15 protein-coding genes are annotated in these 15,027 nt (G+C 40.0%); 8 read left to right on the plus strand and 7 right to left on the minus strand.

The genetic code is table 11. The features are described from left to right. Both EZJ28_RS04480 and EZJ28_RS04485 read left to right on the plus strand, forming a co-directional pair. A complete protein-coding gene (locus tag EZJ28_RS04480) occupies nt 1–1,221 on the plus strand; it encodes a glutamate-cysteine ligase family protein (protein ID WP_131395370.1) in 1,221 nt (406 codons plus the stop codon). Continuing rightward, nucleotides 1,218–1,904: an N-formylglutamate amidohydrolase gene (locus EZJ28_RS04485; RefSeq protein ID WP_131395372.1), complete on the plus strand. Its 687-nt coding sequence runs from the start codon at nt 1,218–1,220 to the stop codon at nt 1,902–1,904. The genes EZJ28_RS04480 and EZJ28_RS04485 overlap by 4 nt, the downstream gene beginning before the upstream one ends. A gap of 52 nt (nt 1,905–1,956) precedes the next feature. Here the strand turns inward: EZJ28_RS04485 and EZJ28_RS04490 are convergent, their stop codons facing one another. After that, the gene (locus EZJ28_RS04490) at nt 1,957–2,367 is read right to left on the minus strand and encodes an OsmC family protein (RefSeq protein WP_131395374.1); all 411 of its coding nucleotides are present in this window, start codon (nt 2,365–2,367) and stop codon (nt 1,957–1,959) included. A 144-nt stretch (nt 2,368–2,511) separates the two neighbouring features. Beyond that, nucleotides 2,512–2,943 carry a peptidylprolyl isomerase gene (locus tag EZJ28_RS04495; protein WP_131395376.1) on the minus strand — a complete coding sequence of 144 codons (432 nt, stop codon included), beginning with the start codon at nt 2,941–2,943 and terminating at the stop codon, nt 2,512–2,514. Between the two features lie 182 nt (nt 2,944–3,125). Between EZJ28_RS04495 and EZJ28_RS04500 the strand changes: the two genes are divergently transcribed. Genes EZJ28_RS04500 through EZJ28_RS04510 form a run of 3 tightly spaced genes read left to right on the plus strand, consistent with a single transcriptional unit; the run spans nt 3,126 to nt 6,157 of the window. Then, on the plus strand, nt 3,126–4,592 hold the full coding sequence (locus tag EZJ28_RS04500; RefSeq protein ID WP_131395378.1) for a Gfo/Idh/MocA family protein: 1,467 nt from the start codon (nt 3,126–3,128) through the stop codon (nt 4,590–4,592). A gap of 4 nt (nt 4,593–4,596) precedes the next feature. Further along, on the plus strand, nt 4,597–5,037 hold the full coding sequence (locus EZJ28_RS04505; RefSeq protein WP_242670065.1) for a 3D domain-containing protein: 441 nt from the start codon (nt 4,597–4,599) through the stop codon (nt 5,035–5,037). A 52-nt stretch (nt 5,038–5,089) separates the two neighbouring features. Continuing rightward, nucleotides 5,090–6,157 carry a transporter substrate-binding domain-containing protein gene (locus tag EZJ28_RS04510; protein WP_131395380.1) on the plus strand — a complete coding sequence of 356 codons (1,068 nt, stop codon included), beginning with the start codon at nt 5,090–5,092 and terminating at the stop codon, nt 6,155–6,157. Here EZJ28_RS04510 and EZJ28_RS16180 read toward each other — a convergent pair. Next, on the minus strand, nt 6,154–6,285 hold the full coding sequence (locus tag EZJ28_RS16180; RefSeq protein WP_278248296.1) for a hypothetical protein: 132 nt from the start codon (nt 6,283–6,285) through the stop codon (nt 6,154–6,156). The genes EZJ28_RS04510 and EZJ28_RS16180 overlap by 4 nt on opposite strands. A 138-nt stretch (nt 6,286–6,423) precedes the next feature. Between EZJ28_RS16180 and EZJ28_RS15975 the strand changes: the two genes are divergently transcribed. Further along, nucleotides 6,424–6,576, plus strand: a complete 153-nt coding sequence (locus EZJ28_RS15975; RefSeq protein WP_165499024.1) for a hypothetical protein — start codon at nt 6,424–6,426, stop codon at nt 6,574–6,576. A 1-nt stretch (nt 6,577) separates the two neighbouring features. On the opposite strand, the gene EZJ28_RS04515 is transcribed toward EZJ28_RS15975, so the two are convergent. After that, on the minus strand, nt 6,578–7,222 hold the full coding sequence (locus tag EZJ28_RS04515) for a hypothetical protein (protein WP_131395381.1): 645 nt from the start codon (nt 7,220–7,222) through the stop codon (nt 6,578–6,580). 101 nt (nt 7,223–7,323) lie between these two features. On the opposite strand from EZJ28_RS04515, the gene EZJ28_RS04520 reads away from it, so the two are divergent. Beyond that, complete coding sequence (locus tag EZJ28_RS04520) at nt 7,324–8,658, plus strand: aspartate kinase (protein WP_131395383.1); 1,335 nt, start codon at nt 7,324–7,326, stop codon at nt 8,656–8,658. Between the two features lie 79 nt (nt 8,659–8,737). On the opposite strand, the gene EZJ28_RS04525 is transcribed toward EZJ28_RS04520, so the two are convergent. Both EZJ28_RS04525 and EZJ28_RS04530 read right to left on the minus strand, forming a co-directional pair. Continuing rightward, nucleotides 8,738–9,976 (minus strand): glycosyltransferase, encoded by a 1,239-nt coding sequence (locus EZJ28_RS04525; RefSeq protein WP_131395385.1) that lies wholly within the window; start codon nt 9,974–9,976, stop codon nt 8,738–8,740. Nucleotides 9,977–10,000: 24 nt separating this feature from the next. Beyond that, complete coding sequence (locus EZJ28_RS04530) at nt 10,001–11,812, minus strand: SLC13 family permease (RefSeq protein ID WP_131395387.1); 1,812 nt, start codon at nt 11,810–11,812, stop codon at nt 10,001–10,003. A gap of 131 nt (nt 11,813–11,943) precedes the next feature. On the opposite strand from EZJ28_RS04530, the gene EZJ28_RS04535 reads away from it, so the two are divergent. Next, nucleotides 11,944–12,444: a GreA/GreB family elongation factor gene (locus EZJ28_RS04535; protein WP_131395389.1), complete on the plus strand. Its 501-nt coding sequence runs from the start codon at nt 11,944–11,946 to the stop codon at nt 12,442–12,444. Here the strand turns inward: EZJ28_RS04535 and EZJ28_RS04540 are convergent. Then, a complete protein-coding gene (locus EZJ28_RS04540; RefSeq protein ID WP_242670066.1) occupies nt 12,438–15,026 on the minus strand; it encodes a hypothetical protein in 2,589 nt (862 codons plus the stop codon). The two genes, EZJ28_RS04535 and EZJ28_RS04540, sit on opposite strands and share 7 nt — an antisense overlap. Between the last annotated feature and the right edge of the window lies 1 nt (nt 15,027).

Raw genomic sequence — 15,027 nt, forward strand, 5'->3', positions numbered from 1 at the left:
ATGGCATATCATCTTTTTGAAGTGTATGGGATTGAACTGGAATATATGCTGGTGCGTAATTCAGATTTTAAGGTGAGTCCCATTGTGGATAAGCTGCTTACAAAAAAGAACGGTTCATTAACTTCAGATATTGAAAACGGGAAAATAGAGTGGAGCAACGAGCTGGTAGCGCATGTTGTGGAAATTAAAACAAATGGTCCCACAGACAATCTGGAAAGTCTTGATACTCTATTCGCTGAAAACGTACAGGAAATAAATGCTTTATTAAAGGAATTTGACACCTCGTTACTTCCTGGAGCTTCACATCCGCTGATGGATCCAAAAACCGAAACCCGACTCTGGGAACATCATTACAGTAAGATCTATGGGCTCTACAATCGTATTTTTGACTGTAACGGACATGGCTGGAGCAATGTGCAGAGTATGCATATAAATCTGCCTTTCTTTGATGATTCAGAATTTGAAAAGCTTCATGCAGCTGTCCGTATCCTGTTACCTGTAATTCCTGGTCTGGCTGCCAGTTCTCCCGTATTTGACGGAAAATATACTGGCTTTAAGGACACTCGTATGCATTATTATAAAACCAATCAGAAGGAAATACCACAAATGACGGGGAGGGTAATTCCGGAGCAGGTTTTTTCAAAAGAAGATTATTATAAAAGAATTTTTGAGCCTATAACCAAAGCCATTAAACCTTTTGATACTGAAAGTATACTGGACCATCATTTCCTGAATTCCCGCGGAGCTATTTCCAGGTTTGACCGAAATGCAATCGAAATCCGCGTCATCGATATTCAGGAGAATCCGTCGGCTGATGTGGCTATTGCGGCATTTATTGTTGAAGCCTTAAAATTACTGGTAGGAGAGGAACTGGTTTCCTTAGAAGATCAGAAAAAATGGCATGAAGACGATCTTTTCGAAATCTTTGATGAAGTGATAAGGGATGCCGAAAATACCTTGGTGACAAATACAACCTACCTTGCCATTTTTGATTTGGATAAAGCAAGTGATGTTAAAACGATCTGGAAGAGACTTTTTAGTCTGGTAGCGGAAAACCTGAGTGAAAACCACAGGAAGCATATTGAATTCATCCTTCAGAACGGAAGTCTTGCAACCAGGATATTAAAGGCCTTAAGGAATGATTTCTCTGAAGAGAATATAATTAAGGTATATTCCAGGCTGGGCGAGTGTCTCAGAGATAACAGAATGTTCAGGCCATGAAACTCGTTCTTACTTGTGAACATGCCGTAGCCGATATTCCAGCGAACTATCAGGAGTTATTTTCCCGCCAGCCTGAAATTTTCGAAACACATGAGGCCTATGATCCGGGAGCCTTTGACCTATACCAGTACCTTAAAAGTCTGTCAGATTTCAGTAAATCACAGTTAGTGGGACGTTTACTTGTAGAAACCAACCGGTCCTTGGGGAATAAAAAATTGTTTTCCCGTTTTACATCTGTATTGAATGACTCTGAAAAACTGGATATTCTTAATTCCTATTACCATCCTTATCGGCTGAGAATAGAGAATAGGATAAGAAGGTATTTGGAAGGGAACGAGGAGGTACTCCATATTTCGGTTCATACTTTTACACCTGTTCTCAATGATGTGAAACGAAATGTCGACATAGGTTTGCTATATGATCCAAAAAGAACAGATGAGAAAAGATTCTGTGGGGAATTTAAGGAAGAACTTCTTCTGCAAATGCCGGGATTAAAGGTGAGATTCAATTACCCTTATCTGGGTAAGGCCGATGGATTTACAACATATTTGAGAAAAATTTTCAGAGAGAATTATCTGGGTATTGAGATTGAAGTCAATCAGTCTCTGGTCCATGATAATGTTATGGGTTTTGAAATTAAAAAGTCGATTTTTACGAGTTTAAAAAAGTTGACAGAAAAATAAAAGCCTCATTATAGAACATAAGAGGCTTTTATCTAATTAGAATATTTTTACATTATTTAAGATCGTACTCCAAAGTGATTTCCGCTTTCAGTAATTTAGACATCGGACATTTTTCTTTAGCCTTATTGGCCAGCTCTTCGAATTTCTCTTTATCTATACCCGGAACCGTACCAGTAAGAATAAGATGCGACCTTTTGATCTCACCCTCCTCAAGTGTGATCTCAGAGGTGGTTTCAATCTTATCGGGTTCAAATCCTTCTTCACTTAGAAATGCCGACAGCTGCATGCTGAAACATCCTGCGTGAGCCGCGCCCACAAGCTCTTCCGGATTGGTGCCCTTACCACTTTCAAATCTTGATTTGAATGAATACTGCGCATTTTCCAGGACCCCACTTTCAAGACTTACTGTCCCGTTACCTTGTTTTAAATTACCGTTCCATATAGCCGAACCTTTTCGTTTCATAATTTGGTTTTTAGTGTTTGCATCCTAAGTTACTAAGGCAAAAAAGAAAGAGAAAAGAATTATAAAAATCTTAACCAAAAAGCAGACATCAGGGCATAAAAAACCCGGAGTGAACACTCCGGGTTTTCAATTATAGTATTGAAATTATTTGATCTCAACTACCTCAAGATCAAAAATAAGATCTTTTCCGGCAAGTGGGTGATTAGCATCAACCACGATACTATTGTCTTTTACTTCGGTCACCACAAGGTTTATCTCACGGCCGTCCGGTGTTTTTGAAACCAATGGCATGCCAACTTCAGGCTTAAGCTCTTCTGGCAATTGGTTTTTCTCAACTTCCTGGATCAATTCCGGATTTGGATCTCCATAAGCTTCATCTTTAGGTATGTTGATGGTCTTTTTCTCGTTTACTTCCATATCGATAAGGCCTTTTTCAAAACCAGGAATAAGTTGACCCTGACCAAGAGTGAACTCTATAGGCTCTCCACGTTGCACTGAACTGTCGAAAACCTGGCCGTCCTCTAATTTCCCTGTGTAATGTACCTTAACGGTGTCATTTTGCTTTACTTGACTCATAAAAATTATTTTCTATTAAAATTGCGGCTGTAATTTCATTTTCAGCCATTTAAAGTTGCAAAGGTACAAGTATCCTGCCGAAAGGCAAATTACACGACAGATTATCCGATTATGATACATTTTGTCATATTTTATTTAAATTGGGCAATCAAATTTTGTCTCAACCAATAACTTAATCATTTATGAAAAAAAACACTATCGCAGACTCACTTAGAGATTCCCGCAGGGATTTTCTGAAAAAATCGGCTATTGCCGGGGGCGCGTTCATGATTGTGCCACGTCATGTTCTTGGAGGCCCGGGTTACATCGCACCCAGTGATAAACTGTTAATCGCCGGGATTGGTGTAGGAGGTAAAGGCCAGTCTGACCTGCAGAGTTTTTATGATAGTGGGAAGGCAGAGATCGCCTTTTTATGTGATGTTGACGATCGCCGTGCAGCTACTTCAATAAAGAACTTTCCAAAAGCAAAATATTATAAAGATTACAGGGAGTTGATAGAAAAGGAGTCTAAGAACTTCGATGCGGTATGTGTTTCTACACCAGATCATAACCACGCGGTTCAGGCGATGGCGGCAATGGAAATGGGAAAGCACGTTTATGTTCAGAAACCTCTCACGCATGACATTTATGAAGCTCGTAAACTTACCGAAGCGGCCGAAAAATACAAGGTAGTGACCCAGATGGGTAACCAGGGGTCATCAGGTGACGGGGTTAGAAAAATGAAAGAATGGTATGATGCCGGCCTCATAGGGGAAGTGGAAGAAGTATATGTATGGACCAACCGGCCAGTATGGCCACAGGGTATTCCCTGGCCTAAGACTTCGTCTCCCATTCCCCCGGAACTGGATTGGAAACTATGGCTTGGCACCGCCCCTTATAAGGAATATGTAGACGGCCTTGTACCATTTAACTGGCGTGGCTGGTGGGATTATGGAACCGGCGCCCTGGGCGATATGGGATGTCATCTTATTGAGCCACCTTTCAGTATTCTCGGACTTAAATACCCGAAAGAGGTAGAGTGTAGTGTGGGAAGTGTTTATGTAGATGAATTCCAGAGAGGATATTTCCCTGAAAGCTGTCCGCCATCGAGCCATGTGATCATGAAATTTGATGGGCAGGAGAAGGCCTCCAAAGATGTTACTCTGCATTGGATGGACGGGGGAATAAAGCCTATGCGTCCTGAAGAACTTGGTCCTGATGAAACCTTTGGCGATGGTGGTAATGGTGCCCTTATAATCGGTTCAAAAGGAAAGATGATGTGTGGTACGTATGGTATGAATCCAAAATTGTTACCTACTTCCAAAACGGAAGAGGTCAATGTCCCTCAGAAATATAAAAGAGTACCCGGTGGTGCAGATGGCCATTACGCGCAGTGGGTGGAAGGCGCGATAGCCGGATACGGGAAAAAGGAACTTAGCTCTCCATTTGAGATTGCGGGTCCTTTAACCGAAACTCTACTTATAGCTAATCTGGCGATTAGAGGATATGATATTCAGAAAACAAGGAATAAAGAAGACGGTACCACCCAAACCTACTATCCTGGAAGAGATCTGAAAATGCTTTGGGATGCCGAGAATATGAGGGTAACTAATTTTGATGAAGCTAACCAGTTCGTGAAAAGAGAATATCCGGACGGATTTAAATTATAAATATATGCAGGTATGCCCAATTTTGACAGGATATCAGAAAGCTTTAAGCGTCATCCTTATTTTGGGCATACTTTCTTCTTGTCAAAGGATTACAGACTCCACACCTGAGGTAGACTGGGATACCATTTGCGTTACAGCTACCGCATATAATTCTATACCATATCAAACGGAAGGGAATCCCAGCATCACGGCCTGGGGTGATACGCTTAAACCCGGCATGAGGGCTATAGCAGTTTCCCGGGATCTCATCAGGATGGGACTTGATCATAATTCTAAAGTCAGACTGGAGGGTTTTGACAGTATCTTCCTGGTTAAGGATAAGATGCACTATCGCTGGCGCAGTCGTATAGATATTTATATGGGAAAAGATATAGACAGTGCCCGGAAATTTGGAAGAAAAAAGATCAACCTTGCCTATATCTTTCAAAAAGACAGTATAAGGTGATTTTAGTTTAAGCCGTTAATGTTTTATTTTCGAAATCTGAAAAATTAAATCCATGTTACTTAAGCGAAATGTTCTTCTTGCTATCATTTTCCTGTTATCGTTTAATTGCTTTTCACAACCTGATAGTTTAAGCGGTAACGATAAGCTGGTAATAGGGATTACACCAACTCCACCTTTTGTTGAAAAAAAGGGTGATAAATACACCGGTCTCAGCATTTCCTCCTGGAAGCTTGTAAACGAACAACTGCAGACTGAATATGAATTCAGAGAATATAAGGATCTTCAAAGTCTGCTTACCGCTATAGAAAATGCTGAAGTGGATTTTAGTGTAAATCCTATTACAGTAACCGATCAAAGGATGAAAAGAATGGATTTTTCGCAGCCTTATTTTATATCCCATACAAGTGTAGCCCAGCGCCTGGAGTCCAGTTTCTTAATGCATCTTAAGAATTTTTTTAGCTGGGATTTCTTTTCGGTGGTATTTTTGCTCCTTTTGGTGATATTCATTTTTGGTTTTTTAGTTTGGCTATTCGAGCGTAAGAAGAATCAAGATGAATTCGGTGGGAAATTCAAAGGAATAATGCAGGGTTTCTGGTGGAGTGCTGTAACCATGACAACGGTAGGTTATGGAGATAAATCTCCCCGTACCACAGGCGGAAGGATAATTGGCCTGGTCTGGATGTTCATGGCGGTTATCATTATTTCCAGTTTTACCGCAGGCATTGCTTCTTCTCTCACCGTGAAAAGTATAAATGATGAGATAAATGGTATACAGGACCTTGAAAGATTTGACGTTACCACTGTTCGTAGTTCAAGTTCGCAGGAACTTCTTGAACTTTATAATATTGAGAACAATCTTGTTAATAACGGTCGTGAAGGAATACAGGCTTTATTAAATGAAGAAACCACACTGTTCATTTATGATGAACCTATTTTAAAATATGAAATTGAGAGACAGAACCTGGAAAACGATCTTGAGGTACTTGGGCAGAGCCTGAAAAAAGATTATTACAGTTATGCTTTTCCTAAAGATTCCGAATTGCTTAAGAAAATAAACCCTGTTTTGGTTAAGACCCTGAAAACCATGGAGTGGGGTGCCCTCATCGAGGATTATAATTAACCAAGGCCAAGATATCCAAGTAGTATCCAAAGTATAATGAATACTACAATTATTCCTATGCACCCGCAACCTCCACCTAACTTTTTAGCACCCCAGCCTGCCAGAATGGCCCTGATTATATTTTTCATTATCTAATGATTTAGCCTAATAAAAATAGGACATTGGGGGTGTGAGCTAAACTATTTTAGCAAAACTTTAAAAGCAGGGTGTTTTAAATAATTGATTTTTAGTATATTGCATGTCCCTTGTTAATTAATTAGCTAGTTATGCCAGAAAGAAATAATGAGGAGAAGGAATTGTTTAATCAAATTCTCCGACCATTTCGAAGGGAAGATAACCGAACAATCTTAATTGCCATAGCTATCATTATTCTCATCACTATAGTTGCAATGATCGGCGTGTACTACGAATACTGGTAATTTACTGTTTAATCTCATTCATGAGTAAAAAAGCTTTGTTCACATAATCTTTTTCGAGAAAGAGAGCAAAATAATTTGAGGTAGAGATCATTTCAAATACAGGAATCCCTTCATAAGCCAGAAGTTTGAAAATATAGAAATAAAGGCCCACGGTTTGTGAACTGTTCTGGGGCAGTGCTATGGTAATCGAAGACAGTTCTTCCTTAACCGACACGCGTACCTCATGCCTGAAACACTTTTCAACAAGATCTGTCAGACTTGAAGATACCAGAATGTTACTTTCCTGATAATTGCTGGAATAGTTCAGGTAAACACCTGTTTGATCCTTAACCGCCTCGAGAAGCCTTGCCTTGTTTGCTATTATAGTTTTTGAATTCAAAAAGGTATATTCGGTAATCCCGGATCTTACGATTATATCTCCCATTTCCCGAAGACTTCGCATATCCACTTTCGTTCTGCTGGGAGCATATCTTCTTAATGCCATGATTATACTACCCTGTTTAACCGGTTTCCGCATTTCCTTTTCCACTTGTGGCTGAATATCTGCAGCCAGTCCACTGAAGTTGACAATATCCCTGGCTATGGCATCATCCAGAAAGGGCTGATGTCTAATAATATCGTGGACACAGGTAGTAATGGTCTTCATTTGTTAATTATTGAACATTTTGTACAAATGTATATAAAAAGGAATATAATTTTTGCTTCATTTCTTTTTCATTATACCTATGCAGCCGGAATTTACTGGATATGAAAATATTAAAATTTGGAGGTACATCTGTAGGCTCGGCCGCAAGTATCCGCAACGTAAAAAAAATAATCACCTCACAACCCGGGGCTAAATTGCTTGTGGTCTCAGCAATGTCTGGTGTCACTAACCGGCTTGTAGAGCTTTCAAGGGCTGTAAAGAATGATCAGAAGGAAAATGTAGCGGCCATTATTCAGGAATTACAGGTAAAACATTTTGGGCTGATAGATGAACTTATAGACGATGCTTCTGCAAATGATGAAGTGAGATCCGGTATTTCTGCCCAGCTGGAAATATTAAAGGCAGATTGTAATGAAATTTGGGACCAATATCTGGATGCAAGAATACTCACAACGGGCGAGAGCCTGCTTAGCTTTATTTTTAGTTCTTACCTGAAAGAGCAGAATGTAGGCAACACCTTACTGGACGCCAGGGATTTCATGCATATTTCCAATCTTGAGAATCCGGACACAGGATATGTTGGAGAGTTGCTTAACGATATAATGAAGGCTTCTGAAGTCAACGATATTTTCATAACACAGGGGTTTGTAAGGCTGGACGAAAACCTGAAAGTGAGTACCCTAAAAAGGGGTGGTAGCGATTATACAGCCACTATTCTTGGCGCAGCAATTAGAGCTTCAGAAATACAAATATGGACAGACATCAGCGGATTGCACAATAATGATCCCCGATTTGTTGAAAATACGCATGCCGTAGCCCAGCTTAGTTTTGAAGAAGCAGCAGAACTCGCATATTTCGGAGCTAAGATTCTGCATCCTCAGACCATTTCCCCGGTTATTGGTAAGAACATTCCTGTATATCTGAAGAATACCTTTACTCCAGATGCCCAGGGAACCTGCATCAGTGCCCTGGCTGAAAGAAAAGGACTAAAGGCTATTTCGGCTAAAGATGATATCACTGCGATCAAGATCAAATCTAACCGGATGTTAATGGCCCATGGTTTTCTAAAAAAGATATTTGAAGTTTTTGACAAATATGAAACTGCCATTGATATGATCACAACCTCAGAGATCGCAATATCACTTACAATCGACAATATTAGGAACCTTGATCATATTGTTACCGACCTTGAGCAATACGGCGAGATAAGCATTGATTACAGTCACAGTATCATATGTGTGGTAGGGGAAGGCCTTATCGAAGAAAAGAATACTTCCAGGTTGTTTGAAATATTACAGGATGTGCCGGTAAGAATGATCTCCTATGGAGGTAGTAATAATAATATTTCGCTTCTGGTGGATACCAGGCATAAAGTAGAAGTATTACAAAAGTTAAATGAAAAGTTATTTCAGAGGAATCTGGTTAACTCTCTTTAGTGGTTTGTTTAATAATTTAATTAAACAATTTTTTTGTGTAGTAGAAAACCGTCTGGGAGGCCATTTCTCCGGGCGGTTTTTATTTTTTATCACGGTTCTTCTCCATTATAAACCGCGACATGAAATAAGTACTGCGGTGAAGATGATGTTTTAACATCTGGCCGGTGAAATTTCTCTGTCGGTGTAGTTTTAGTCTTGATTGAATATCCTGTAATGCTTTCTTGAAGGCTTCTTCAAAATTCTCTTTATAAAACCGTGAATTTATGATCCTGAACCCTGCCTTTTGTTTTTGTTCCCATAGTTCTTTATTAGAATAAAGTTCAACCGCTTTGGAGATGAATGTACTGTCGTTATCTGAAATAAATCCGTTCCAGGGCTGATCTGAATTTATCCCTTCGGCACCTATAGAAGATGTAATTGAAGGGGTGCCATTCTGCATTGCTTCTATCAGCTTTCCTTTAAGTCCCGCTCCAAACTGAATGGGCGCCAGACAAACTCGTGCGTTTTGAATTACTAGTGCCGAATCTTTTGCATGACCATTGATCATAACCCCCCCCTTCTCGTTATGAAGATTAAAAACCTTTTGCGAAGGATAGGCACCGTAAACCTGCAATTTTACGCCAGGTAGTTTTTTCCTTATACCCGGCCATAAATTTTCTTTTAAATATAGAACGGCATTCCAGTTAGGCTCATGCAGAAAATTGCCTATACTCATGAAGTCCAGACGGTCTTCATAAACAGGAAGATCTTTGATTTCCCTTTTAGAAATATTCTCAAGCAAATAAGGCAGATAGAGAAGAAGTTCGTCAGAAATCCTGAATTCGGTTTTTAATAACTGTAATTCCACTTCCGAAATTATAAGACTCAGGTCACAGCGATATATAGCCGCGATCTCACGCTTGGCAAGCTCAGACTCCAAATATATGTTTGCTGCAGATGCGTTCTTTTTATAAGCTTTTTCTCGTGCATCCCGAAGAAAGTGCAGATCTTCGGTATCCAATATCTTTATCGCATTGGGACAAATATCATCCACTCTCCAGCCAAACTGTTCTTCTATCATAAAGCGATCAAAAAGTACGATCTCCGGCTGAAACTCTTTTAGAAGTTCGTCAAATCCCGGATCATTAACTTTTATCCTTCTGCTTGGGATTCCCAGGGAATGGAGATCGGCCATGTTCTCGCTCTCTTTCGCCGTGGTGCAAAAAAGTATGTCATGTTCCTCTTTTCTAAAGAAATTAAGAAGTTGCATCATGCGGGTTCCCGCGGCCGATGAAGTAGGCTCCGGCCACACATATCCGAGAACAAGAACTTTTGACATGGAATTTTTTTCAAAAATACCAATTTATAATTGCCCAGAAAGGAGAATTGTCGCGGTGATCCATAACACAACTGAAAGTACGCCGCCAATGATGAAGAAATGCCTAAACCTGTAGATTCCCATTCCGTAAATGATTGTATTGGTCTGATATCCTACAGGAGTGAAAAAACTGAAGTTAGAGGCAAAAAGAACGGCAAGTATAAAGGGTTTTGGATCCATCTTAAGATTTGCAGCTATAGTGATGGCGATAGGGGTTATTATAATAGCCGTGGCATTGTTTGAAACGAATCCGCTTAGGAACATGGTGACAAAAAAGAGCAGGCCAATGATTATAAAATCGGTCTTATCATCAAACAACCTTAGAAGGTTTTCAGATAACCACTTGTCGGCACCAGTATTATCCATAGCAACCCCAAGAGGAATCATTCCTGCCAGAAGGAAAATTATCTGCCAGTTTACCTGGGAGTAGATCTTACCCAGATCTATACATTTTAAAAAGATCATAAGAAAACAACCAATAAGCGCACTTTTCAGAATAGGAAAAATTGAGAAAGCTGAAAGACCAATTACAACAAGCAGAATCCCAAAAGAAAGATTTCGTTTCTGCCGGGTACTAATATCAATCTCCTCATATTCCTGTAAGATGCTGACATTTTCCATTTTTCTCAGGTGCTGCATGGCATTCTCTGTCACTTCAACCAGTAGACGGTCTCCAACACGGAGCTCTATCTCATCAGACTTCTGATCAAAGATCCTCCTACGAGGATTTCTAAAACTTCTTCTTTTTCTTATAGCCAGAGGTACTGCTCCATGGAGATCATACCAGCCAACAGTTTTGATACTTTTTCCAATCAAAGGTGAATTTGGAAGCATAAGGATCTCTACCACCTGGATGTTTTCCTCAATATCTTCAGCCTCATTATTAGCTGGTTCAGCAACTTCCTGTTCGGCATTTTTAATAATGGTTAGATCTTTGGATTCCCTTAGTTTTATAAGTTGTTCCATATTACATCTAAGCAACAACTGGTCGCCCTCCTTAAAAGTTGTGTATTTTCCGGGATATTCATTGATGACTCCATTTCTTTTAAGCCTTACGACCTCTATTTCATCGCCATCCTTTCCAAATACTTCACCCATATTTTTTCCTACCAGACTGGAATCTTTTGAAACTATACCTTTGGTAATAAATTCATCCAGGTCATAATCTGCTGCCAGGTCGGTCTTTTTTCCTGAAGGTAAAAATCGTATCATCAGGCTTACAATAACAATAGTTATTAACATGAAGATTATTCCGTACCAGCTGAATTCAAAGAACGAGAAACGTTCTACCCCTCTTTTAACCGATTCGGCGTTAACTATCAGGTTAGTAGATGTTCCCATCAGCGTACAGCTTCCTCCTATAATGCCAGCGTAGGAGATAGGTAACAGAAGTTTTGAATTTGGAATGTCGTATCTCAGTGAAAGTTCATTTATGATCTTTACGAATACCAGCACGACTGCGGTTGTATTTATAAAGGCTGAAATGCTACCGGCTATAAGCATGAATACCGGAACCATGAGCACAAGAGATAGACCTCTGAGTTTTCTTAGACCATGTGTAAGCCATTCTATTACCCCATTATTTTCTAAACCTATTGCTATTATCATCAACGCAAGAACTGTGATAGTCGCCGGGCTGGAAAATCCCGAAATAGCCTCTTCAGGGCTTATAAGGTTTGTCACCAGAAGACTTACCATTATAAAAAATGCGATCTTATCTACCGGAAAAACTTCCAGGGCAAACAAAAAGATCACGAGCAGGATAATAGCGAACAGTATGATAATTTCCAGGCTCATAGTACTTGTTAAGCTACTAAAAATAATCCTTACTTAGTTTGAAAAATAAGCTTTCAGAAATATTTATGATCTATTCCATTTAAAGTTGAATTTGAATTAAATTTCATAGATTAACTCATAAACCAATAAATATGAGTCGAGGATTTGTAAAAGAAGGTGATCAGGAAGAACCTCCAATGATCCCGCCACGGGCTGCTCTTCCTGAAGGCGTAACGAATTATGTTACCCCAAACGGATTAGAGGATCTTAAGACTGAACTGGTCCATCTGGAATCTGAGCGTGCAGGTATAAAAGGCGAAAATGATACCGAGAAGAGAAGGGCACAGGCCCTGATAGACGGAAAAATCAATTTACTGAAGGAAAGGATTAACACAGCCAGATTACTGTATCCAGAAGATCAGCCGGAGGATGAAGTAAGGTTTGGGGCATCGGTCCAAATAAAAAACATGGATACCGGACAGATACAGGAATTCAGAATCGTGGGAGTAGATGAAGCTGATATCAAAAAGAAGAAAATTGCCTTCGTTGCACCCATAGCAAAAGCTATAACAGGGAAAAAGCTAGGGGAAATTGCAGAATTAAAATTGGGAAATGAAACCCGGAGTCTAAAGGTTATGAAGATTGGCTATTGATCTTCCACCCGCTTTTTAACTACAAGAACAAACTCGAGATCATCAACAATATCGCCATATTCAGTCATTTCAATCTCAAAATCCTCAGACCTGTTTTTAGCGTCCATTCCTATGGTCTTCAATTGTTGGGCGTCAATTTCGGCTACATATTTACCGGGACTTAGACCAAGGAAACTAAAATAACCATCTCCTTCGGTGAGGATGCTTTTTACCTTTTCTCCATTCTCATTCAGGATATTTACGATAATCCGGCCCTGACCCCGGGTGCTTTCATCTTCCTTAACATACACAAAGCCGGCGACCTCTCCCATAACCTTTACAGGCACATACACCGGTTTATAATGATTAGGAACAGTTTCCAGAGCTATCCCTGGATTTTCTATCTTCCAGGCGATATTGTCAAGGCTGCTAGGTTCTATTTCAAGGAACAGGTCTACATAAGGCTGGAGATCATTGATCCGCAGTATCGTTTTATCCTTATTATATAGTAGCCTGCCGGGATTTGATTTTAATTCGAGTCCCGGAACACCAGGCTCCATTTTATCCTGTTTACCATTCTCATTATAATCAAGGAAGGGAATTAGTGTAATTCCACCACGGGCTACACCGGGCCTGTTGCTCACGGCTAGATGTCCGGCATTATCGTCCAGTCGTAAACTACCACGTGCCGACTGGATAAATGAAGAATTTCGGTTACCGATCCTTGACGTTGTTGCTGCCTGTGCAAAATTGAAGGTATACCGAAGCCCGATCTCAAAGGTATGCGCATTCCTTAAAAAGTTATTTTCGTACGCCAGATTTAAAAACCCGCGTTTAAAGATAACCCGCTCCAGTTCAAGATTTATATTTCTTACTGCCTGATCATTTAGGTCATATTGTATCTGAGGTGAAAAAAGAATCTGATAAGGTAATCTGTAGGTTTGGGCAAGACTGCTGTAAATAGTTGGTTCTTTTATCCTGTCGTTATAAATCGCGTAAGTGGTAAGATTCGTGCTTATTCCAAATAAAACTCCCGATACAAGCAGCTGACCTGTGGTGAACTCGGTGGTGGGTAGAATAATCTGGTTAAGACTGAATCGGGTAAATGCTGAAAAAGCTTTACTTCTTATAGGGGAGGAAAAACTGAATTCTCTTTCTTCCAGGTAATTATAATTTATGGCGGTTTGATCTGGGTGATATTTAGTATAATTAAGATCAAACTGCATATTGGACGGTGTACGATAACTTAACAAGCCTTCACCTTTTACTCCATAATTATACTGGGCAGAAAATAAAAGATTAGGAGCTAATTTAACAGAGCTGGTAAAAAAAGGCATTACTTCGCCACTGCTAACTTCAGACAGGTATTCAACCCCGGCACCAAGCGTAATGGAATTTGAAAGACCGTAATTAAGATCAAATCTCGTGAATCTTCGATTATCATCATCTTCCACGATTCCTGCACTCAGTTTGTACTCAAGCTGGTTCTTCGGTATAAAGGTGTAAGGAATATTGATCACTCTGTCTTCACTTCTTTCTTCCCCATAAGGCCCATAAAATCTGAGGTTAACATTTGTGTTTCCATACATTAGAGGTACCTCGAAACTGTAAAATCCGGAGGCATCGGCCTCTGTATAATCTACAAGTACATTGTTCACATAGAGTTCCACCGTCCATCTGGGCTCAGTATAATCATTAAGTATATAGGTGCCATAAGATCTGCGGTTAAGCAATGGACTGTTACTCAACTGTACACCCACCACAGGTGCGAACAGTGAAGATGTTGCGCCGGTAAATATCTTACCGGCCGTCACCTGTTTAAATAATTTACTATCGTTATTCACATATCTCCACTGGTAGAACTGGTTTCGGGAGGTAAATGGAACCCGGTTGGAATAATTCAAAAGGACATTTGTCTCACCACCTGCGATCATAGTTCCCAGACCAAGGTTAAACCGGTTGTCATCAAATCCGTTAGTTTGCTGAGTAGTAATTATGCCCCAATCCAGCATACCCGCTTTAAAGAAAGGATAGCTTCTTTCTATCAGGGTGTCCGGTTCTATAACTCCTTTCACCTTGTTCAGGTTGCTCCTTAATTCCTTTTGTCTTAACTGCCTGAATATTGGGAGGTCAAGCTCGGTTTTAAGATCAATGGCAAGACGCCTGAAACTAAATTCCGTATCCAGACCGAAAATCTCACCAAAAAGATCTGAGCGAAGGTAAAGGGTAGTAGGGGTTTTTATAAAATCCTCTTCGTTAAGGGGATACGTTCTCTCTTTAAAAGTTATTTCCCCTTGCTGTGGATCTATGATGTAGGGGATATCGGGGGAAATTATAAATCCGCTGATGATTCCGTCCGAACTCTCTGTTTCATTTTTAATATTAAAGGAATTAAAAAAATCACTTACCGAAATATAAGCTTCTTCACCTTTAATAGCAACCGGCATCTCAATCACTCCAAGCCGCGGAGCCGATAGATCCACAATAAGCTCATCATATTCATTACTTTCCTGTGCCTGCAACTGCAGTCCCATGAAGAACAAAAGGATAAGGCCTTTAAGAGTGAAGAGATGTGACTTACTAACTTTTAAGGTGAAGCTCATG

Source organism: Gramella sp. KN1008 (assembly GCF_004332155.1).
Classification (GTDB): Bacteria; Bacteroidota; Bacteroidia; order Flavobacteriales; family Flavobacteriaceae; genus Christiangramia.